Annotated in this window: 6 protein-coding genes; 5 read left to right on the top strand and 1 reads right to left on the bottom strand. The window is 70.1% G+C overall.

The genetic code is table 11. The features are described from left to right. Positions 1–170 precede the first annotated feature (170 nt). The 5 genes from B7R87_RS01425 to B7R87_RS01405 all read left to right on the top strand — a co-directional run bounded on the left by B7R87_RS01425 (position 171) and on the right by B7R87_RS01405 (position 23,112). Positions 171–434, top strand: coding sequence for a DUF6059 family protein (locus tag B7R87_RS01425; protein ID WP_006350895.1), 264 nt, complete (start codon positions 171–173; stop codon positions 432–434). 192 nt (positions 435–626) lie between these two features. Next, positions 627–2,564 (top strand): HAD-IIIC family phosphatase, encoded by a 1,938-nt coding sequence (locus B7R87_RS01420; RefSeq protein WP_006350896.1) that lies wholly within the window; start codon positions 627–629, stop codon positions 2,562–2,564. Continuing rightward, positions 2,561–2,806, top strand: coding sequence for an acyl carrier protein (locus B7R87_RS01415; protein ID WP_006350897.1), 246 nt, complete (start codon positions 2,561–2,563; stop codon positions 2,804–2,806). Before B7R87_RS01420 ends, B7R87_RS01415 begins: the two co-directional genes overlap by 4 nt. 78 nt (positions 2,807–2,884) lie before the next feature. Continuing rightward, positions 2,885–22,177, top strand: a complete 19,293-nt coding sequence (locus tag B7R87_RS34025) for a type I polyketide synthase (RefSeq protein WP_157997761.1) — start codon at positions 2,885–2,887, stop codon at positions 22,175–22,177. 191 nt (positions 22,178–22,368) lie between these two features. Next, positions 22,369–23,112: an AfsR/SARP family transcriptional regulator gene (locus B7R87_RS01405; RefSeq protein WP_233168735.1), complete on the top strand. Its 744-nt coding sequence runs from the start codon at positions 22,369–22,371 to the stop codon at positions 23,110–23,112. Between the two features lie 141 nt (positions 23,113–23,253). Here the strand turns inward: B7R87_RS01405 and B7R87_RS01400 are convergent, their stop codons facing one another. Next, positions 23,254–23,763, bottom strand: a complete 510-nt coding sequence (locus B7R87_RS01400; protein WP_006350905.1) for a flavin reductase family protein — start codon at positions 23,761–23,763, stop codon at positions 23,254–23,256. Positions 23,764–23,786 lie beyond the last annotated feature (23 nt).

Below are 23,786 nucleotides of genomic sequence, written 5' to 3'. Positions count from 1 at the left end.
TTTTGGTACGGCTCGCGACCGTGCCGCACCCGGGTTCGGCTGGCCCCCGCCCCGCCGGGGTCGCTCGCCTCAGACGCGCTTCAGCCGTGCTGAAGCACTGGCCAAGTGGGGTGCCCGATGGTATTCCTGCCCTGCCCAGCCCGGCGCGGGACCAGCGAACGAGGTGAGCGATGACCGGCAGGCTCCGCCGTACCGCCCGCGGCTGCCTCGTCCCGCTGCGCTTCCTCTACCGCGCGCTGTCCGTCTACGGACGCATCTGGGCACCCGTACCCCCGGTCCTCCCGGAGCACCCGGCGGACGGGCCCGGTGACCCGCGCGGGCCGCGCACACCCCCGGGACACCCGGAACGCGTCTGCGACCCCGCCCCCTGCACCGCCGTCGAGGCCGCCATCGCCCGCCAGCTCGACGAGATCTTCCGGGGGTACGCGGGCTGACCACCCCGCCCGCCCGCCGTCGACGACCGGCAAACCCCCGCGCCGCCGTGCCCGAAGAGTCCCGCCCGGTCCACGAACCCGGCACACACTCCTCCGCCGTGCCCCGCCCCCACCCGTACCCCGGCGGATGCGCGAGCCCACGGTTGGCAGGGGTTAGGCGAATATTTAGACACCGCTCCGACGATGTCCTCCATGGACCTCGCGACCCCTGCAGCGCCCGTGGGCGAGGAGCTCGCCGCACTCCACCGCGACCGGCGCCTGGCCACCGACTACCCGAGGCTGACCGCCCTCCTCGCCGAGGCGACGGACGAGGAACGGGAACGGGCGGGCCGGTTCCTCGCCCGGCTCGACCCCGCCGAGGTCCGGCGCGCCCACCCCGCACTGCCGACCCTGCGCACCGCCGTCACCGGCGACGGCACCCTCTCCCCGCTGCTCCCGGCACTCGCCGCCGAAGCCGCCCGCCACGGGCTGCTGCTGCCGGTCACCCCGTCCCCGTACAACACCTGGGTCCACGAACTCTCCGACCCCCGCAGCGACCTCCACACCGCCCGCCCCGAACTGGTGCTCTGTGTCCTCAGCGCCGCCGTCGTCACCGCCGAACTGCCCTCGCCGTGGCACGTCGACGACGTCCGGCGGATCCTGGAGGCCAAGACCGCGCTCATCGAAGGCCTCGTGGACCGGTTCACCGCGACCGGCGACGGCACCCTCGTCCTCAACACCCTCCTCCTGCCCCGCGAACTGACCGCCCAACTCCTCGACCACCGCTCCCGGGCCCGGCTCGGCATCGCCTGGCGCGAAGCCAACGCGAGACTGCTGCGCCTCGCCGAACACCACCCGCGCCTCGTCGTCCTCGACCTCGACCCGCTGGCCGCCGAGACCCCCGCCCACGACGCCCGGCTCAGCACCTACGCCAAGGTGCACCTGTCACCTGGCCTCCTCGCCCGCTACGCCCGCGAGGCCGCCCACCTGGCCCGCAGACTCCTCGGGCGCACCAAGAAGGCGCTCGTCCTCGACCTGGACGGCACCCTCTGGGGCGGCATCCTCGGCGACGACGGCCCCGAGGGCATCGAAGTCGGGGACGGCCCGCGCGGCGAGGCCTTCACCGCCTTCCAGCGCGTCGCCCGCCAGATCGGCTCCCAGGGCGTCCTGCTCGCCGTCGTCAGCAAGAACGACCCCGAACCCGTGAGCCGGGTACTGCGCGACCACCCGGGCATGGCCCTGCGCGAGGACGACTTCGTCCGTGTCACCGCCAACTGGCAGCCCAAACACCTCAACCTCCGGGCGCTCGCCGACGACCTCGGCATCGGCGCCGACAGCTTCGTCTTCGCCGACGACAGCCCCTACGAATGCGGACTGGTCCGCCGGGAGATCCCCGAAGCCGCCGTCGTCCGGCTGGACGAGGAACCCGCCGACCATGTGCCCCGCCTGCTCGCGGACAACTGGTTCGACAGCGCCGAACTCACCACCGAGGACCGGGCACGCCCCGCGCACTACCGCGACGACCTCGCCCGCAAGGACTTCCGGCACGGATTCGACTCACTGGAGGGCTACCTCCGCGAACTCGCCGTCACCGTACGCCTGGCCCCCGCCGCGCCCGAGGACGTCCCCCGTCTCTCCCAGATCACCCTGCGCACCAACCAGTTCAACCTCACCACCGTCCGGCTCGGCCGGGCCGACGTCGAAACCCTGCTGACCCGCCCCGACACCCTCGTCCTCACCATCCGCAGCACCGACCGGTTCGGTGACAACGGCACCGTCGGAGCCGTCATCGCCACACGTCACGGCACCGCCCTCGTCATCGACAACTTCCTGCTGAGCTGCCGGGTCTTCGCCCGCGGCATCGAACAAGCCGTCATCGCCGCGGTCCTGCGCCATGCCCGGAGCACCGGTATCACCGAGGTGTACGGCGTCCACCGGCCCACCGCCAGAAACGGCAAGACCGCCGACTTCTACGCCCACCACGGCTTCACCCCCGTGCCGACCGGCGCCCTGCCCGCCCCCGTACCCCCGCATACGGCCCCGGTCCCGGATCCGGACGACCGCACCGTCCACCGGCACGACCTGCGGACCATCCCGAACGTGCCCGACCACCTCCGTCTGGACGCGACCTTCGAAGGGCCCACCCCGTGAACAGCATCGACGACTTCATCCGCATCCTCCGCGACGAACTCGGACTCGCCGTCGACACCGACGACCTCCGCCGCAGCCTCGACGACGTCAACGGCTGGGACTCCGTACACCTCCTCGCCCTGGTCACGGTCCTGGAACGCATCACCGGAACCCGGGTCTCCCTGCCCGACGCCCTCGAAGCGACCAGCCTGGAACACCTCTACACCGTCGTCTCCGGACGGCGTCCCTCCGCGGCGCCCTGACCCCCGCCGCCGCACTCACCAGCACCCCCGCAGCACCCCCGTACCCGCGTCACCCCCGCGCCCGAAAGGAACGGACCGTTGACTCCTGCCGAGGTCAGTGAGCACACGACCCCCACTCCCCAGGGCCGGGGTGCCGCCGCGGCACCCATCGCCGTCGTCGGGCTCGCCTGCCGTCTTCCCAAGGCACCCGACGCCGCCACGTTCTGGGCCAACCTGCGCGCCGGAGTCGACGCCGTCACCGATATCCCCGCCGACCGCTGGGACATCGACGCCCACTACTCCGCCGACCGGAACGCCCCCGGCCGTACCCACCAGCGCCGCGGCGGCTACCTCGACCGGATCGACGGCTTCGACGCCTCCTTCTTCGGGATCTCCCCGCGCGAGGCCACGGCCATGGACCCCCAGCAGCGCCTCGTCCTCGAACTGGGCTGGGAGGCCCTGGAGGACGGCGGCATCGTCCCCGGCGACCTGCGCGGCAGCCGCACCGGCGTCTTCGTCGGCGCCATTGCCGACGACTACGCCACCCTTCTGCGCCGCCAAGGCCCCACCGCCATCGGACGCCACACCCTCACCGGGCTGAACCGCGGCATCATCGCCAACCGCGTCTCCCACACCCTGGGCCTCCAGGGCCCCAGTGTCACCGTCGACACCGCCCAGTCCTCGTCGCTGGTCGCCGTCCACATGGCCTGCGAGAGCCTGCGCCGCGGAGAGTCCACCCTCGCCCTGGCCGGCGGCGTCAACCTCAACATCGTCCCGGAGAGCACCATCGGCGCCGCCAAGTTCGGCGGCCTCTCCCCGGACGGCCGCTGCTACACCTTCGACGCCCGCGCCAACGGCTACGTCCGCGGCGAAGGCGCCGGAGTGATCGTCCTGAAACCCCTGGACCTGGCCCTGCGCGACGGCGACACCGTCCACGCCGTCATCCGCGGCAGCGCTGTCAACAACGACGGCGCCACCCCCGGCCTCACCACCCCCAGCGCCCGCGCCCAGGAGCAGGTCGTCCGCGAAGCCCTCGCCACGGCAGGCGTCGCCGCCGAAGACGTCCAGTACGTCGAACTCCACGGCACCGGAACACCCGTCGGCGACCCCGTGGAGGCCGCGGCCCTCGGCGCGGTCTTCGGCCCGGCCCGGCCCGGCACGGCCCCGCTGACCGTCGGCTCCGTGAAGACCGGCATCGGCCATCTGGAAGGCGCCGCGGGCATCGCCGGACTGCTGAAGACCGTCCTCGGCATCCGCCACGGCCGGATCCCGGGCAACCTCCACTTCGACATGCCCAACCCCCACATCCCGCTCGCCGAGCTCAATCTGCGGGTCCCCACCGCCGACTCCCCCTGGCCCCGGCCGGACCGGCCGCTGATCGCAGGAGTCTCCTCCTTCGGCATGGGCGGCACCAACTGCCATATCGTCCTCGCGGAAGCCCCCGCCCCGGCACCCGCACCCGAGGCCGGCACCGTCGGGACGGTCGACACCCGCCCCCTGCCCTGGGTGGTGTCCGCACGGAGCCGGAAGGCCCTGCGCGCCCAGGCCCGGCGCCTGCGGGCCTTCCTGGCCGACCACCCCGGCACCGCTCCGGAAGCGGTGGCACACGCCCTGGCCACCACCCGTACCGCCTTCACCCACCGGGCCGCGATCACCGGCACCGGCCCGACCGCCCTCCTCGACGGCCTGACCGCGATCGCGGCGAGCAACGACGACACGCCCGGTGTCGTGTACGGGGTCGTACGGGAACCGGCCGCGCCCGCTTTCGTCTTCGCCGGACAGGGGGCGCAGCGGCCCGGCATGGGCCGTGAGCTGTACGAGGCGTTCCCCGCCTTCGCCCGCGCCCTCGACGAGGTGGCGGCGGCCGTCGACGAGGCCCGCGGCGACTCCCTCAAGGCCGTGATGTGGGGCTCCGACGCCGCGGTGCTGGAACGGACCGAGTACGCCCAGCCCGCCCTGTTCGCGTTCGAGGTGGCCCTCTACCGGCTCTGGGAATCCTGGGGCGTGGTGCCCCGTTGGGTCGCCGGACACTCCGTCGGAGAGCTCGGGGCCGCCCACGCCGCCGGAGTCCTCACCCTGCGCGACGCCGCCGCGCTCGTCGTCGCACGCGGCAGGCTGATGCAGCAACTGCCCACGGGCGGGGCGATGGTGTCCGCCGCCGCCGACGAGGAGACCGTCACCGCGGCGGTCGCCGAGGCCGGCGGAGAGGCCGATATCGCAGCCGTGAACGGACCGCGTTCGGTCGTGGTCTCGGGCCCGGAGGCCGCCGTCGCGGACGTGACCGCCCTGTTGACCGCGCGCGGTGTCCGCTGCCGCGCACTGAAGGTGTCGCACGCCTTCCACTCCCGGCTGATGGAACCCGCGCTGGACGAGTTCGCCGGACATATCGCGGCGGTACGGTTCGGAGCGCCGCGCATCCCGCTGATCTCCACGGTCCTGGGCCGGGAGGTGACCGCGGATGAGCTGACCGATCCCGGGTACTGGCTGGGCCAGGCCCGGCACGCGGTGCGGTTCCACGACGCGGCAGTGGCCCTCCGGGACGCCGGAGCCGGTGCGTACATCGAGATCGGCCCCGACTCGACCCTCACCGGGCTCCTGGCCCGGGGCGCCGGGGCGGACGCGGTACGGATCGCCTCCCTGCGCAAGGACCGGCCGGAGGCGCAGACCGTGACGCAGGCCCTGGCCGCGCTCTGGGCCACGGCGGGTGCGCCCGTGGACTGGGACGCTGTCGTGGCGCGCCCCGCGGTCCGTACGGAACTGCCCACCTACGCCTTCCAGCGCAGGCGTCACTGGCCGGATGCCGTGCCGGGTGCCGGAACGGATGGCGTGCAGGGCGCCGGGCCCGCCGTTGTTCCGGCTGTTGAAACGGCCGTCGTGTCGGCTGCGGAGCCGGAGCCGGAGGGGGGTCGTCCGGAACCGTCCGCTGCCGTCGCTGAGCCCCGTACGGCCGCGGATTCTGCCGAGCCCGCAGAGGGCACGGAGGGCAGGGCCGGTGGGCTCGCCGGACGACTGCGCGGACTCCCCGAGGACGAGCAGGAACGCCGGCTCCTTGAGCTGGTCCGTACCCACGCCGCGATCACCCTGGGACATGTCGGACCCCGGTCCGTCGACCCCGCGCTCACCTTCGAGGAGCTGGGATTCGACTCCCTCAGCGGAGTCGAGTTCGCCGACCGGCTCGCCTCCGCCACCGGACTGCGCCTGACCGCGGGGCTCGTCTACGACTATCCGACGGCCGACGCCCTCACCCGACGGCTGCGGGAGCAGCTCCTCGGCACCGCGGCCCCCGCACGCCCCCGTACCGCCGCCTCGGCCGCCGCCGTGGCCGACGAACCCATCGCCATCGTCTCCATGGCCTGCCACTACCCCGGAGGTGTCGACTCCCCGGAAGACCTGTGGCGTCTCGTCGCCGAGGAGCGCGACGTCATCTCCGGGTTCCCCGAGAACCGTGGCTGGCGCACCGACGAGCTGTACCACCCGGTCCCCGGCGAACCCGGCCGTACCTACACCCGCCACGGCGGCTTCCTCCACGACGCCGACCTCTTCGACCCGGAGTTCTTCGGAATCTCCCCGCGCGAAGCCGCCGCCATGGACCCCCAGCAGCGACTCCTCCTCACGACCTCCTGGGAGCTGCTGGAGCGCGCCGGTATCGTCCCCGCCGACCTGCACGGCACCGGCGTCGGCGTCTACGTGGGCGCGATGTCCCAGGACTACGGCCCCAGGCTCCATGAGTCCGCCGACGGCCTGGAGGGCTATCTGCTCACCGGCAACACCGTCAGCGTCGCCTCCGGCCGGATCGCCTACGCCCTCGGACTGACCGGTCCGGCGGTGACGGTGGATACGGCGTGCTCGTCGTCGTTGGTGGCGTTGCATCTGGCGGTTCAGGCGCTGCGGCAGGGCGAGTGCGATATGGCGATCGCCGGTGGGGTCGCCGTCATGGCGAGTCCCGGCATGTTCGTCGAATTCGCCCGCCAGCGCGGACTCTCCCCCGACGGTCGTTGCAAGGCGTTTGCGGAGGGGGCGGATGGGACGGGGTGGAGTGAGGGTGTGGGGTTGTTGTTGGTGGAGCGGTTGTCGGATGCGGTGCGGTTGGGTCATCGGGTGTTGGGTGTGGTGCGGGGTTCTGCGGTGAATCAGGATGGTGCGTCGAATGGGTTGACGGCGCCGAATGGTCCGTCTCAGGAGCGGGTGATTCGGGCGGCGTTGTTGTCGGGTGGTTTGGTGGGTGGGGATGTGGATGTGGTGGAGGGGCATGGGACGGGGACGGGGTTGGGGGATCCGATTGAGGCGGGGGCGTTGTTGGGTGTGTATGGGGTTGATCGTGGGGTGGGGGGTGTGCCGTTGTGGTTGGGGTCGTTGAAGTCGAATGTGGGGCATGCGCAGGCGGCTGCGGGTGTGGGTGGGGTGATGAAGATGGTGTTGGCGATGGAGCGTGGTGTGGTGCCGCGGACGTTGCATGTGGGGGTGCCGTCGTCGTTGGTGGATTGGGAGTCGGGTGGGGTGCGGTTGGCGGTTGAGGCGGTGGGGTGGCCTGAGGTGGGTCGGGTGCGGCGGGCGGGTGTGTCGTCGTTCGGGATCAGCGGGACGAATGCGCATGTGATCGTGGAGCAGGCTCCTGCTGAACTGCGGTCTCCCCGGCTGGAGCTGGACGGTGACCGTTCCTCCGGTGCTGATGAGTCGGTGGAGACGGCGCCGACGGGTGGTTCGGGTGTGGTGCCGTGGGTGGTGTCGGGGCGGAGTGAGGGGGCGTTGCGGGCGCAGGCGGGCCGGTTGCGGACGGCCCTGGTGTCCGGGAGTGCGGTGGATGCGGGTCCGGGTGGGGTGGCGCGGTCGCTGGTGACGACTCGTACGGTCTTCGACCACCGGGCCGTGGTGGTGGGCTCGAATCGCGCCGCCCTGGTGGAGGGACTCGACGCCCTCGCCTCGGGCAACGGCTCACCCCACCTCGTCCAGGGCACCGCAGCGGACCGCGGCGGAGTCGCCTTCGTCTTCCCCGGCCAGGGCAGTCAGTGGCTCGGCATGGCCGTCGAACTCCTCGACGACAGCGAGGTGTTCCGTACCAGCATCGACGCCTGCGAACACGCCCTCGCCCGGTACGTCGACTGGTCCCTCACGGACGTACTGCGCGGCGCCGAACACGCCCCCACCCTCGACCGTGTCGACGTGGTCCAGCCCGTGCTCTTCGCCGTCATGGTCTCCCTGGCCGAGGTATGGAAGTCGGTCGGCGTCCGGCCCACCGCGGTCGTCGGCCACTCCCAGGGCGAGATCGCCGCCGCCTTCGTGGCCGGGGCCCTGAGCCTGGAAGATGCCGCCAAGGTCGTTGCGCTCCGCAGCATCGCCATCGGCGCGCTCGCAGGTCAGGGCGGAATGGCTGCGGTACCGCTGCCCCCCGACGAGGTCGCGGCCCGGCTCGCACCCTGGGGAGACCGGCTCTCGGTCGCCGCGGTCAACGGCCCGGCGGCCACCGTCGTCGCCGGGGACGCGGAGGCGCTCGACTCCTTCGTCGCCGCCTGCACGGCCGACGACGTCCGGGCCCGGACCATCGCCGTCGACTACGCCTCCCACTCTCCCCATGTGGAGGCCGTCCGCGAGGAACTGCTGCAGCTCCTCGACGGCCTGGAGCCGCGCTCCGCCGATATCGCCTTCTATTCGACGCTCGAAGGACGGCCCGTCGACACGGCCGCCCTCGACGCCTCCTACTGGTACCGCAATCTGCGCGGCGCCGTACGGCTCGACCGGGCCGTGAAGGCTCTCGCGGACGACGGCTACCGCACGTTCATCGAGGCCAGCCCCCACCCCGTGCTCACCATGGCGATCGGTGACACCCTCGACGAAGCGCTCCGTGACGAGGGACCGCGGGACCTGGCCGACCGGCCCGTCGTCACCGGCTCCCTCCGGCGGGACGAAGGAGGCTGGAACCGCTTCCTGACCAGCGTCGCCACCGTCTTCGCGGGCGGTCTCCCCGTCGACTGGGAAGCCGTACCCGGCCTGGCGGGCCCCGCTCCCGCCGTCGACCTGCCGACGTACGCCTTCCAGCAGCAGCGCTACTGGATCAACCCCCCGGTGGCCACCGGGGGCATCGGCGACACCGGACTCACCTCCACCGGCCATCCTCTCCTGGCCGCCTCCGTCCCCCTCGCCGACGACGGACTCCTGCTGACCGGCGCGCTCTCCCTGCGCACCCATCCGTGGCTCGCGGACCACGCGGTGGCCGGGACCGTCCTGCTGCCGGGCACCGCCTTCGTCGAGCTGGCACTGCATGCTGCCGAAACGGTCGGCGGGGCACGGGTGGACGACCTCACCCTGGAAGCACCTCTCGTGCTGGCGCGCGACGGGGAGGTCCGACTTCAGCTGACGGTCGGTGCTCCGGATGGGACCGGAGCCCGGCCGCTCCGATTCCACGCCCGGCCGACGGCGGGCGGCGGTGACGAGACGGACACCCCCTGGACCCGGCACGCGACCGCCCGGCTCGTCCCGGCCGGCCCCGCGCCCGCCGTCCCCGATCCCGATGGCACGGCTTTCGGGAGCTGGCCTCCCGCGGCAGCCGAACCCGTCGATATCGCGGACCTGTACCCCCGCCTCACCGAGTACGGCTACGAGTACGGGCCGGAGTTCCAGGGCCTGACCGCGCTGTGGGAGCGTGACGGCGAGCTGTACGCGGAGGTTCGCCTCAGCGAGGAACAGACCGCCGAGGCCGGGCGGTACGGAGTCCACCCCGCGCTGCTCGACGCCGTCCTCCACGCCGTCGTCGGACGCCCCCGGACGGGCGCGGAAGCCGACGGGCCGCTGCTGCCGTTCGTCTGGTCGGGGCTGCGCATGCTGACCACCGGAGCATCGGCGGTGCGGGCCCGGATCACCACCGTTGCTCCCGACACCGTGAGCATCGCCCTCACCGCCCCGACCGGTGAACCCGTTGCGGAGATCGGTTCGCTCGCGCTCCGGCCGATTGCCGACGCCGATCTGCGCGCCGTGGCACGGGCCGTGGACGGCCGGGACTCCCTCTTTGGTGTGGAGTGGCGTGGGGTGGGTGTGTCGGTGGGTGGTTTGGGTGGTGGTGGGGTTGAGGGGTTTGTGGTGGTGGAGTGTGTGGTGCCGGTGGGGTTGGGTGTGGTGGAGGGTTTGCGGGTGGTTTTGGGTGGTGTGTTGGGTGGGGTGCGTGGTGTGTTGGAGGGTGGTGGTGGGGTTGTTGTGGTGACGCGTGGTGGTGTGGGTGTGGGGGGTGTGGTGGTGGATCCGGTGGTGTCGGGTGTGTGGGGTTTGGTGCGGTCGGTGGAGGCGGAGTTTCCGGGGCGGGTGGTGCTGGTTGATGTGGATGTGGATGGGGATGAGGGTGTGGTGGGGGATGGTTTGGGTGGGTTGGTGTCGTGGGCGGTGGGTGTGGGGGAGTGGCAGGTGGTGGTGCGGGGTGGTGAGGTTTTGGTTCCGCGTTTGGTGAGGGTGGGTTCGGGGTCGGGTTCGGGTTCTGGTGTTTCGTTTGGGTCGGGGTGGGTGTTGGTGTCGGGTGGGACGGGTGGTTTGGGTGGTGTGGTGGCGCGGCGGTTGGTGGAGGGGTTTGGGGTGCGTCGGTTGGTGTTGGTGAGTCGTCGGGGGTTGGGTGCTCCGGGGGCGGTGGGGTTGCGGGATGAGTTGGTGGGGTTGGGGGCTGAGGTGTTGGTGGTGGGGTGTGATGTGGGTGATCGGGTGGGGTTGCGGGGTGTGGTGGAGGGGTTGCCGGGCGGTGGGTTGTCGGGTGTGGTGCATGTGGCGGGTGTGTTGGATGACGTGACGGTGGGTGGGTTGTCGGTGGAGCGGTTGGAGGGGGTGTTGCGGGCGAAGGCGGATGCGGGGTGGTTTTTGCATGAGGTGGCGTGTGAGGTGGGGGTGGAGGCGTTTGTGGTGTTTTCGTCGGTGGCGGGTGTGGTGGGGACGGCGGGTCAGGCGGGGTATGCGGCGGCGAATGGGTTTGTTGATGGGTTGGTGGAGTTGCGGCGTGGGTTGGGGTTGCCGGGGGTGTCGTTGCGGTGGGGGTTGTGGGAGCAGGCGACCGGCATGACCGACCACCTCACCGACACCGATGTGGCACGGATGTCCCGGACCGGAGTGGCCCCCATGCCGACCGAACAGGGGCTGGCGCTGTTCGAGACCGCGCTGGCGCACGGCGATCCGTTGCCCGTTCCGGCCCGACTGGACCTCGCCGCCCTGCGCAGGCGCGCTGCAACCGAGGGCGTACCGCCCCTCTTCCGGGAGCTGGTACGGGCTCCGGCCCGCCGGGCGCTGCCGTCCGCGGCGGGCTCCGGACCGAGCTGGGCCGAGGAGATGGCCGCGCGGCCGGCGGACCGGCGGGAACAGGCGGTGCTGGAGCTCGTCAGGGCCGAGGTCGCAACCGTACTCGGCCATGCCGACAACGGCGCTTCGGTCCCACTGGACCGGGCCTTCAAAGAACTCGGTTTTGATTCGCTGACGGCGGTGGAGTTGCGGAATCGGCTGGGTGTGGTGACGGGGCTGGAATTGCCGTCGACGGTGGTTTTTGACTATCCGAGTCCGGTGTCGTTGGCGGGCTTTTTGCTGGAAGGTGTGGGTGGTGCCGGCGGGTCGGCCGCGGTTGCGGTGGTCGGTGATAACCGGGTTTCGGTGGGGGTGTTGGATGAGCCGGTGGTGATTGTGGGGATGGCGTGCCGTTTTCCGGGTGGGGTGGATTCGCCGGAGGATTTGTGGGATTTGTTGATGGCTGAGGGTGAGGTGGTGGGGGAGTTTCCGCGGGATCGTGGGTGGGATTTGGATCGGTTGTTTGATGATGATCCGGATCATGCGGGGACGTCGTATGCGCGGCGTGGTGGTTTTCTTTATGGTGCGGCTGATTTTGATGCCGAGTTTTTCGGGATGAGTCCGCGGGAGGCGTTGGCGACGGATCCGCAGCAGCGGTTGTTGCTGGAGACGTCGTGGGAGGTGTTCGAGCGGGCGGGGATCGACCCGAGGTCGATGCGCGGCAGCCGGACCGGTGTCTTCACCGGGGTCATGTACAACGACTACGCCTCACGGGTCCAGGAGGTCCCCGAGGAGCTGGAGGGCTACCTCCGCAACGGCAGCTACAGCAGTGTGGCCTCCGGCCGGGTGGCCTACACCCTTGGTCTCGAAGGCCCCGCTGTCTCGGTCGATACGGCGTGCTCGTCGTCGTTGGTGGCGTTGCATCTGGCGGTGCAGGCGCTGCGGCAGGGCGAGTGCGATATGGCGATCGCCGGTGGGGTGACGGTGATGTCCACCCCGAACACCTTCATCGAGTTCAGCCGTCAGCACGGACTCTCGGTGGACGGCCGCTGCAAGGCATTCGCCGACTCCGCCGACGGAACCGCGTTCTCCGAAGGCGTGGGGTTGTTGTTGGTGGAGCGGTTGTCGGATGCGGTGCGGTTGGGTCATCGGGTGTTGGGTGTGGTGCGGGGTTCTGCGGTGAATCAGGATGGTGCGTCGAATGGGTTGACGGCGCCGAATGGTCCGTCTCAGGAGCGGGTGATTCGGGCGGCGTTGTTGTCGGGTGGTTTGGTGGGTGGGGATGTGGATGTGGTGGAGGGGCATGGGACGGGGACGGGGTTGGGGGATCCGATTGAGGCGGGGGCGTTGTTGGGTGTGTATGGGGTTGATCGTGGGGTGGGGGGTGTGCCGTTGTGGTTGGGGTCGTTGAAGTCGAATGTGGGGCATGCGCAGGCGGCTGCGGGTGTGGGTGGGGTGATGAAGATGGTGTTGGCGATGGAGCGTGGTGTGGTGCCGCGGACGTTGCATGTGGGGGTGCCGTCGTCGTTGGTGGACTGGGAGTCGGGTGGGGTGCGGTTGGCGGTTGAGGCGGTGGGGTGGCCTGAGGTGGGTCGGGTGCGGCGGGCGGGTGTGTCGTCGTTCGGGATCAGCGGGACGAACGCCCACGTCATTGTCGAGCAGCCCCCTGTCGAACTCCGGGCTCCCCGGCTGGAGGCGGACAGTGGCCGTTCCTCTGGTCTGGTGCCGTGGGTGGTGTCGGGGCGGAGTGAGAGGGCGTTGCGGGCGCAGGCGGGCCGGTTGCGGACGGCCCTGGTGTCCGGGGGTGCGGTCGACGCGGATCCGGGTGCGGTGGCGCGGTCGCTGGTGACGACTCGTACGGTCTTCGACCACCGGGCCGTGGTGGTGGGCTCGGATCGCGCCGCCCTGGTGGAGGGACTCGACGCCCTTGCCTCGGGCATCGGCTCACCCCACCTCGTCCAGGGAAACTCCGGAGAACTCGGCAAGGTCGCCTTTGTGTTTTCTGGTCAGGGGAGTCAGCGGTTGGGGATGGGTCGGGAGTTGTATGAGGTGTTTCCGGTGTTTGCTGGGGTGTTTGATGAGGTGTTGGGTGTGTTGGGTTTGGGGTTGCGTGAGGTGATGTGGGGTGGGGATGAGGGGTTGTTGGGGCGGACGGAGTTTACGCAGCCGGCGTTGTTTGCTTTTGAGGTGGCGTTGTTTCGGTTGTTGGAGTCGTGGGGTGTGGTGCCGGATGTGGTGGTGGGTCATTCGGTGGGTGAGGTGGTGGCGGCTTTTGTGGCGGGGGTGTTGTCGTTGGAGGATGCGGGGCGTTTGGTGGTGGCTCGGGCGGGGTTGTTGGGTGGGTTGCCTGGTGGTGGGGGGATGGTGTCGGTGGGGGTTTCGGAGGGTGTGGCGTTGGAGGCGGTTGCGGGGTGGGATCGGGTGTCGGTGGCTGCGGTGAATGGTGTGGATCGGGTGGTGTTGTCGGGTCCGGTGGGGGATGTGGGTCGGGTGGTGGAGGGTTTGGGTGTGGAGGGGCGTTGGTTGGGGGTGTCGCATGCGTTTCATTCGCCGTTGGTGGAGCCGGTGTTGGGGGAGTTTGGTCGGGTGGTGGAGGGGTTGGTGTTGGGTGAGCCGGTGGTTCCGGTGGTGTCGAATGTGACGGGTGGGGTGGCGGGGGTGGGGTTGTTGTCGGATCCGGGGTATTGGGTGCGGCATGTGCGGGAGACGGTGCGTTTTCATGAGGGGGTGGAGGCGTTGCGGGGGTTGGGTGTGTCGACGGTGGTGGAGGTGGGTCCGGGGGCGTCGTTGTCGTCGTTGGTGGATGGGGTGGCGTTGTTGCGGCGGGGTCGTGGTGAGGTGGAGTCGTTGGTGGAGGGTGTGGGGCGGGTGTTTGTCCGGGGTGGTGGGGTGGACTGGCCGGTGGTGCTTGATGCGCTGAACGCCGGAACGAGTGCTGACACCGAAACTGGCACTGAAGGTGGTTCCGGTAGTGCCGGTGGTGGGGTGGTGGATTTGCCGACGTATGCGTTTCAGCGGGAGCGGTTCTGGCTGGATGCGGGTCGGCGGGTGGGGGATGCGGGTGGTCTGGGGTTGGTGGATGCGGGGCATGGGCTGTTGGGTGCGCGGGTGGAGATGGCGGGTGGTGCGGGGTGGTTGTTCACGGGGCGGGTGGGTCGTGATTCTCATCCCTGGCTGGTGGATCATGCGGTGGCGGGGACGGTGGTGCTGCCGGGGACGGCGTTCCTGGAGCTTGCGCTGGTCGCGGGTGAACAGCTCGGCCTGGCGGAGGTGCGGGAACTCACCCTGGAAACCCCCCTCGCCCTCCCCGACCACACCCCCACCACACTCCAAGTCGTCGTGGAATCGGCGGACGAGACCGGTCTGTGCGCGGTCAACATCTACTCGCAGCAGAACGACGGAGCCGACTGGGTCCGGCATGCCACCGGGTCGCTCGCCCCGGCAGGGGAGGAGGCACGTCCCGCCCTGTCGATGGCCGATGCCGTCTGGCCGCCGGCCGGTGCCGTCCCGATCCCGGTCGACGAGGCGTACGCCTGGCTGGCGGACCGCGGGTACGAGTACGGCCCGGCGTTCCAGGGGCTCCGCGCCGCCTGGCGTCTGGGGGTCGAGGTCCTGGCCGAGGTACGGCCTCCCCGCTCCCCTGCAGACACCGAACGTTTTGTCATCCACCCCGCTCTCTTCGACGCGGCGCTGCATCCGCTGGCTCTGGACCAGGTCGACGGCGTGAGCGCACCCAGCGGGCGCGTGGTACTGCCCTTCTCCTGGTCGGGCGTACGCGTGCACCGCTCCGGCGGCCTGGACGGACTGAGGGTCCGGCTGACCCCCACTGCCACGGGCACGGTCCGGCTCGCCCTCGGGGACGGGTCCGGTGAGCCGGTCGCGTCGGTTGCCGCACTCACCGTCCGGGACACCGAGCCCGCGCGCCTTCTCGACGGAGCGGGTCGCCACCCCGATCTGTTCGGTGTGGAGTGGCGTGGGGTGGGTGTGTCGGTGGGTGGTTTGGGTGGTGGTGGGGTTGAGGGGTTTGTGGTGGTGGAGTGTGTGGTGCCGGTGGGGTTGGGTGTGGTGGAGGGTTTGCGGGTGGTTTTGGGTGGTGTGTTGGGTGGGGTGCGTGGTGTGTTGGAGGGTGGTGGTGGGGTTGTTGTGGTGACGCGTGGTGGTGTGGGTGTGGGGGGTGTGGTGGTGGATCCGGTGGTGTCGGGTGTGTGGGGTTTGGTGCGGTCGGTGGAGGCGGAGTTTCCGGGGCGGGTGGTGCTGGTTGATGTGGATGTGGATGGGGATGAGGGTGTGGTGGGGGATGGTTTGGGTGGGTTGGTGTCGTGGGCGGTGGGTGTGGGGGAGTGGCAGGTGGTGGTGCGGGGTGGTGAGGTTTTGGTTCCGCGTTTGGTGAGGGTGGGTTCGGGTTCTGTTGGTTCGGGTTCTGTTGGTTCAGATGTTGTTTCTGGTGGTGGTGTTTCGTTTGGGTCGGGGTGGGTGTTGGTGTCGGGTGGGACGGGTGGTTTGGGTGGTGTGGTGGCGCGGCGGTTGGTGGAGGGGTTTGGGGTGCGTCGGTTGGTGTTGGTGAGTCGTCGGGGGTTGGGTGCTCCGGGGGCGGTGGGGTTGCGGGATGAGTTGGTGGGGTTGGGGGCTGAGGTGTTGGTGGTGGGGTGTGATGTGGGTGATCGGGTGGGGTTGCGGGGTGTGGTGGAGGGGTTGCCGGGTGGGTTGTCGGGTGTGGTGCATGTGGCGGGTGTGTTGGATGACGTGACGGTGGGTGGGTTGTCGGTGGAGCGGTTGGAGGGGGTGTTGCGGGCGAAGGCGGATGCGGGGTGGTTTTTGCATGAGGTGGCGTGTGAGGTGGGGGTGGAGGCGTTTGTGGTGTTTTCGTCGGTGGCGGGTGTGGTGGGGACGGCGGGTCAGGCGGGGTATGCGGCGGCGAATGGGTTTGTTGATGGGTTGGTGGAGTTGCGGCGTGGGTTGGGGTTGCCGGGGGTGTCGTTGCGGTGGGGGTTGTGGGAGCAGGCGACCGGCATGACCGACCACCTCACCGAGACGGACAGGGCGCGATTGCGCCGTACGGGAATCGACCCGCTGCCCACGGAGGACGCGCTCACCCTCTTCGAGCTCGGTCTCCGCTCGGGTCGTGCGGAGGTCGTTCCGGTACGGCTCAACTTGCCCGCCCTCCGCGAACGAGGCGCCGAGCTGCCCGTGATCCTGCGCGAACTGGTCCGCACCCCGCACCCGAAGGAGGAGTCCCGGCCCGGAGCTGCGGGCTTCCGGCGGCAACTCGCTGACCTCGACGAGGACGGCCGGCGCAGACTCCTGCTGGAGACCGTCCGGACGGAGACCGCATCCGTCCTCGGCTATTCCGGGGCGGCCGATATCAACGCCGAGAGCGACTTCCAGCACCTCGGTTTTGATTCGCTGACGGCGGTGGAGTTGCGGAATCGGCTGGGTGTGGTGACGGGGCTGGAATTGCCGTCGACGGTGGCTTTTGACTATCCGAGCCCGGCCTCGTTGGCGGGCTTCCTGCTGGAGAGTATGGATGGAGGTGACGGGTCGGCGGCGGTTGTGGTGGTCGGTGATAACCGGGTTTCGGTGGGGGTGTTGGATGAGCCGGTGGTGATTGTGGGGATGGCGTGCCGTTTTCCGGGTGGGGTGGATTCGCCGGAGGATTTGTGGGATTTGTTGATGGCTGAGGGTGAGGTGGTGGGGGAGTTTCCGCGGGATCGTGGGTGGGATTTGGATCGGTTGTTTGATGATGATCCGGATCGTGCGGGGACGTCGTATGCGCGGCGTGGTGGTTTTCTTTATGGTGCGGCTGATTTTGATGCCGAGTTTTTCGGGATGAGTCCGCGGGAGGCGTTGGCGACGGATCCGCAGCAGCGGTTGTTGCTGGAGACGTCGTGGGAGGTGTTCGAGCGGGCGGGGATCGACCCGAGGTCGATGCGTGGCAGCCGGACCGGTGTCTTCGCCGGCGTCATGTACAACGACTACGCCTCACGACTGCACACCATGCCGGAGGACCTGGAGGGCTATCTGCTCAACGGAAGCGCCGGAAGTGTGGCCTCGGGCCGGGTGGCCTACACCCTGGGTCTCGAAGGTCCGGCGGTGACGGTGGATACGGCGTGCTCGTCGTCGTTGGTGGCGTTGCATCTGGCGGTGCAGGCGCTGCGGCAGGGCGAGTGCGATATGGCGATCGCCGGTGGGGTGACGGTGATGTCCACTCCGAATACCTTTATCGAGTTCAGCCGTCAACGGGGTTTGGCACCTGATGGTCGTTGCAAGGCGTTTGCGGAGGGGGCGGATGGGACGGGGTGGAGTGAGGGTGTGGGGTTGTTGTTGGTGGAGCGGTTGTCGGATGCGGTGCGGTTGGGTCATCGGGTGTTGGGTGTGGTGCGGGGTTCTGCGGTGAATCAGGATGGTGCGTCGAATGGGTTGACGGCGCCGAATGGTCCGTCTCAGGAGCGGGTGATTCGGGCGGCGTTGTTGTCGGGTGGTTTGGTGGGTGGGGATGTGGATGTGGTGGAGGGGCATGGGACGGGGACGGGGTTGGGGGATCCGATTGAGGCGGGGGCGTTGTTGGGTGTGTATGGGGTTGATCGTGGGGTGGGGGGTGTGCCGTTGTGGTTGGGGTCGTTGAAGTCGAATGTGGGGCATGCGCAGGCGGCTGCGGGTGTGGGTGGGGTGATGAAGATGGTGTTGGCGATGGAGCGTGGTGTGGTGCCGCGGACGTTGCATGTGGGGGTGCCGTCGTCGTTGGTGGACTGGGAGTCGGGTGGGGTGCGGCTGGCGGTTGAGGCGGTGGGGTGGCCTGAGGTGGGCCGGGTGCGGCGGGCGGGTGTGTCGTCGTTCGGGATCAGCGGGACGAATGCGCATGTGATCGTGGAGCAGGCTCCTGCTGAACTGCGGCCGGTGTCGGCGGGTGTGGGTGTTGATGCGGTGTCGGCGGGTGGTTCGGGTGTGGTGCCGTGGGTGGTGTCGGGGCGGAGTGAGGGGGCGTTGCGGGCGCAGGCGGGCCGGTTGCGGACGGCCCTGGTGTCCGGGGGTGCGGTGGATGCGGGTCCGGGTGCGGTGGCGCGGTCGCTGGTGACGACCCGTACCGCCTTCGACCACCGGGCCGTGGTGGTCGGCCGTGACCGTGAGGAGCTGATCGGCAGGCTGGATGCGGTGGCATCCGGTGATGCGGTGGTCGAACAGCCGACGAAGGGGGGCCTGGCCTTTGTGTTTTCTGGTCAGGGGAGTCAGCGGTTGGGGATGGGTCGGGAGTTGTATGAGGTGTTTCCGGTGTTTGCTGGGGTGCTTGATGAGGTGTTGGGTGTGTTGGGTTTGGGGTTGCGTGAGGTGATGTGGGGTGGGGATGAGGGGTTGTTGGGGCGGACGGAGTTTACGCAGCCGGCGTTGTTTGCTTTTGAGGTGGCGTTGTTTCGGTTGTTGGAGTCGTGGGGTGTGGTGCCGGATGTGGTGGTGGGTCATTCGGTGGGTGAGGTGGTGGCGGCTTTTGTGGCGGGGGTGTTGTCGTTGGAGGATGCGGGGCGTTTGGTGGTGGCTCGGGCGGGGTTGTTGGGTGGGTTGCCTGGTGGTGGGGGGATGGTGTCGGTGGGGGTTTCGGAGGGTGTGGCGTTGGAGGCGGTTGCGGGGTGGGATCGGGTGTCGGTGGCTGCGGTGAATGGTGTGGATCGGGTGGTGTTGTCGGGTCCGGTGGGGGATGTGGGTCGGGTGGTGGAGGGTTTGGGTGTGGAGGGGCGTTGGTTGGGGGTGTCGCATGCGTTTCATTCGCCGTTGGTGGAGCCGGTGTTGGGGGAGTTTGGTCGGGTGGTGGAGGGGTTGGTGTTGGGTGAGCCGGTGGTTCCGGTGGTGTCGAATGTGACGGGTGGGGTGGCGGGGGTGGGGTTGTTGTCGGATCCGGGGTATTGGGTGCGGCATGTGCGGGAGACGGTGCGTTTTCATGAGGGGGTGGAGGCGTTGCGGGGGTTGGGTGTGTCGACGGTGGTGGAGGTGGGTCCGGGGGCGTCGTTGTCGTCGTTGGTGGATGGGGTGGCGTTGTTGCGGCGGGGTCGTGGTGAGGTGGAGTCGTTGGTGGAGGGTGTGGGGCGGGTGTTTGTCCGGGGTGGTGGGGTGGACTGGCCGGTGGTGCTCGATGCGCTGAACGCCGGAACGAGTGCTGACACCGAAACTGGCACTGACGGTGGTTCCGGTGGTTCCGGTAGTGCCGGTGGTGGGGTGGTGGATTTGCCGACGTATGCGTTTCAGCGGGAGCGGTTCTGGCTGGATGCGGGTCGGCGGGTGGGGGATGCGGGTGGTCTGGGGTTGGTGGATGCGGGGCATGGGCTGCTGGGTGCGCGGGTGGAGATGGCTGGTGGTGCGGGGTGGTTGTTCACGGGGCGGGTGGGTCGTGATTCTCATCCCTGGCTGGTGGATCATGCGGTGGCGGGGACGGTGGTGCTGCCGGGGACGGCGTTCCTGGAGCTTGCGCTGGTCGCGGGTGAACAGCTCGGCCTGGCGGAGGTGCGGGAACTCACCCTGGAAACCCCCCTCGCCCTCCCCGACCACACCCCCACCACACTCCAGGTCACCGTTGCCGAAGCCGACGAGAACGGGCTCCACGAGATCGTGGTCTACGCCCGCCCGGACGAGGCGGCCGAAGGCCGCGGTGGCCTGCCGTGGATCCGCCACGCCCACGGATATCTGACCGCGGCCGAACCCCCGCCGCTCCCCGCCGCAGCCGCTTCGGCCCCGACGGACGCGGCACCCCTGTCCCCGGACGCCCTCTACGCACGGCTCGACGGCCTCGGCTACGGCTATGGTCCGGCGTTCCAGGGCCTCAGCGCCGCCCGGCACGGCTCCGACGGCACACTCTTCGCCGAAGTGGAGCCCCCCGCCGCTACGACGGGCGACCCCGGCCGCTACCTGGTGCACCCGGCACTCCTGGACGCCGCGCTCCATGTCCTCGGACACGGTTCGGACGACCGGCTGAAACTGCCGTTCTCCTGGTCGGGAGTGCGGCTGTACGACGGCGACGCCACGGCCGGGCTGCAGGTCCGGTTCGTCCCCGCAGGACAGGACGGATACGGCCTGGTCGCAACCGACCCGGACGGTCGGCCCGTACTGACGGCGGACGTCCTGAGCCTGCGCCCCCTCGACCCGGGGCAACTGGCGGGACTCATGTCCGCGGCGGGCGCGGGCGGGGACTCCCTCTACGAAGTCGCATGGGTCCCCGCCGGCCCGCCCACCCCGGACCCGGCCGCTCCGGCCCTCGCCGTACTCGGCCACGGGGACCTCCCGGCCTCCCTCGCCGTACCCGGGCAGCCCCGGTACCGGGATCCGGCGGCCCTCGCTGCCGCCACGGCCGAAGGCACCCCCGCGCCCGACGGAGCGATCGCCGTTTTCACCGGCGCCGCGGAACCCGGCTCCGGACCGCTGGAGGAGGCCCACCGGTCCGCGCGCGACGCGCTCGCCCTCGTACAGCAGTGGTCGGCGGCCGACCTGCCTCCCACGACCAGGCTGATCGTGGTGACGTACGGCGCCGTGGCGGCCGGTCCCGATGACGGCGTACCCGGGCTCGGCACCTCACCGGTGGGGGGACTGCTGCGGTCCGCCCAGTCCGAACACCCCGGCCGCTTCGTCCTGCTGGACCTTCCGCACCCCGGCACCCCCGGGCCGGAGCCGACACTGCCCAACGGGACCTTCGGTGCGGTTCTGAACAGCGGAGCCGACGACCGGTTCGCCGTGCGGGAAGGACGGTTGCTCGTTCCCCGGCTCGCCCGCCTCCGGCCGCCCCGGAGCGCGGAGGGGCCGAAGTTCGACACCGGCCGGACCGCCCTGATCACCGGCGGCACCGGACAGCTGGGCCGCGCGCTGGCACGGCATCTGGTCACCCACCACGGTATCCGCCATGTGCTGCTCACCAGCCGCCGCGGCCCGGACGCCGACGGAGCCCGCGAACTGCGGACCGAACTGGCCGAAGCGGGTGCCGAGGTCACCTTCGCCGCCTGCGACGCGGCGGACCGGGACGCCCTGGCCCGGCTGCTGGCGTCGATCCCGTCCGACCGTCCGCCGGGGATCGTCGTCCACGCTGCGGGAATCACCGACGACGGCCTGGTGGGGTCGCTGACCGGCGAGCGGACGGCCGCAGTCCTGCGGCCGAAGGCGGACGCCGCCTGGAACCTCCATGAACTCACCCTGGAGCACGCACCGGAAGCGTTCGTGCTCTACTCCTCCTTCGCCGGGATACTCGGCAACCCCGGGCAGGCCGCCTATGCGTCGGCCAACACCTTCCTCGACGCGCTCGCTGCCCACCGGCGGGCCATCGGACTGCCCGGCACCTCGCTGGCGTGGGGCCTGTGGGAAGGGGACAGCTCCCTCACCGCGGGCCTCAACCGGGCCGATCTGGCCCGGCTGGAACGGAGCGGTGTCGCCGCCCTCGACCCGGCCCGGGGTGTCGAACTGTTCGACGAGGCGCTGGCCGCCGGCCGACCCCTCGCCGTACCCGTCCGTCTCGACCTGCCCTCCCTGCGCACCCGGGCCGTGACGGGGGAGGAGGTGCCGCCGCTCTACCGGGAGCTCGTACGGTCCACCCCGACGCGCCGGGCCCCGGCCCGCCCGCGCACCCCGGACGTCGTCGGCAGGCTCGCCGCCGCCCAGGACGAGACCGGGCGCCTGCGGATCGTCCGCGAGGTGGTACGCGGTGAAGTGGCGGCGATCCTCGGCTTCACGGAACCGGGCGCACTGGACATGGACCGGGGACTCCTCGACCTGGGCTTCGACTCCCTGACGGCCGTGGAACTGCGGAACCGGCTGAACGCCCTCACCGGCCGGCAGCTGTCCACCACCCTCGTCTTCGACCATCCGACCTCCGAAGCGCTCTCCCGGCATCTGCTCGCCGAACTGTCCACCCCGGATACCCCGGACACCCCGAACACTTCGGCCACCCCGCACACCACCCGGGAAGCCCCCGGCGCCGGGCCCGGGCTCGCATCCGCGCTGGAGGCGCTCGACGCCGTACTGCCGCAGGCAACGGCCGACGACGGCCTCCGGGACCGGCTGCGGGACCATCTCGAACGGCTGCTGGGAGAGCTGTCGTCCGCCTCGCCCGAGGCCGGACTGGGCAGCAGGCTGGAGACCGCGTCCGACGACGAGATCTTCGACTTCATCGACCAGGAGCTGAGTTGACGAACCCCCACCAGTAGGTAGATGTGGCGCAGATCACATCTGCTTAGGTAATTTCCTGGATGCCGAATCGTACGGGCGTTCTGCGACGCTCGGTGTTACAGATTCCGTATGAGGTATTGCGGGCCGAACGGGGGCCCGGGATCACCGAAACAGGGGGACAAGTGAAGTTCGAGATGCTCGGGAACCTACGCATGCGTGACGGGGAACGTTATCTGGAACCCAGGGCCAGGAAAGTGGGGATTCTGCTGGCGGCTCTCCTGCTGAGGGCGAATCAGGTGGTCTCCATTGACCGGCTCGTCCTGGAAATCTGGGGCGAAAGGCCACCCAGGCGCGCCACGGCGGCGCTCCATGTCTATGTATCGCAACTGCGCAAGCTGATTCCGCCCGACGGGACATCGGGACATCCGATCGTCACGCGCTCCCCCGGATACCTCATCCGGGTGAACCCCGGAGAGTTGGACGTGGACGTGTTCCGGGAGCTGCTCGACCGGGGTCGGCGGCTGATGCGGACCGGCGACTACCACGGCGCCATCGCGGCGTTCGAGCAGGCCCAGGCGTTTCCGCGAGGTGACGAACCGGCCCGGCTGGGCGACGGGCCGATCGTCAGCGGATTCGCCACCTGGCTGGCGGAGGCGCGGCTGGAGATGCTGGAGACGACGACGGAATGCCGGCTCATGCTCGACCACCACCATGAGCTGGTGCCCGGTCTCCACGCCCTGCTGAGGGAATATCCGCTCCACGAGGCGTTCTACCGCCAGCTGATGCTCGCCCTCTACCGCTGCGACCGGCGCGCCGACGCACTCCAGACCTATCGGAAGGCCCGGACCCTGCTCCAGAACGAAATCGGTCTTGAGCCCTGTGCCTCCCTGAGGGAACTGCACCACGCAATTCTGCACGACGATGCGGAGAGAATGCGGCTCAGCCCGGTCGGCTGAACCCCCTTCCTCGGTATCCTGCCGCGGCCCGTGATCCCCCGGGGCCGTAGCGGTTCGGATGATGCGGCGGAAATTCCGCCGGTGCTCCCGGGCGCCGGCGGAATTTCTTGTTCGGGCCCAGGCGGCCCGCCGCCGACCGCATCAATCCGTGAACGTGCCCCGCCGGTTCCGGAATCGGACGAGCGGACGGCCCGGCGCATGGGTGTCCAGATGGACGACCCGGGCCACGACGATGCGGCGGTCGCCCGTACGGTGCTCGGCCTCCAGGGAGCACTCCAGCCAGGCCAGCGCACCGTCGAGCACGGGCGCGCCGTGCGGGGAGCGGGACCAGCCCGGCGCCGGGAAACCGCCGTCCGGGCCCGCCGCGGTGGTGTGCTGCTCCGCCAGGACGTTGACGCACCAGTACCGGCGGTCGCGGACCCGCGGCCAGACGGGGTGGGCGTGGTCGACGCTGAGGAGTATCAGCGGCGGGTCGAGCGCCACCGAGGTGAACGAGCTGGTCGTGAATCCGAAAGGCCGGCCGGTCCGTGGATCGGTCGCGGCGACGACCGTGACTCCGGTCGCGAAAGCAGCGAACACCTCGCGGAGACCGCTCTCGTGAGGGAGGGTGCTGCGGTGCGCGCCGAAGGGTGCCATATCGGATGCGGTCATCGGCGACCTCCGGCAGACGTCGT

The sequence above is a fragment of the Streptomyces tsukubensis genome (assembly GCF_003932715.1).
GTDB classification, from domain to species: domain Bacteria; phylum Actinomycetota; class Actinomycetes; order Streptomycetales; family Streptomycetaceae; genus Streptomyces; species Streptomyces tsukubensis.
Note: the sequence above shows the minus strand (reverse complement) of the source record. Positions and strands in the feature narration are given on the sequence as shown.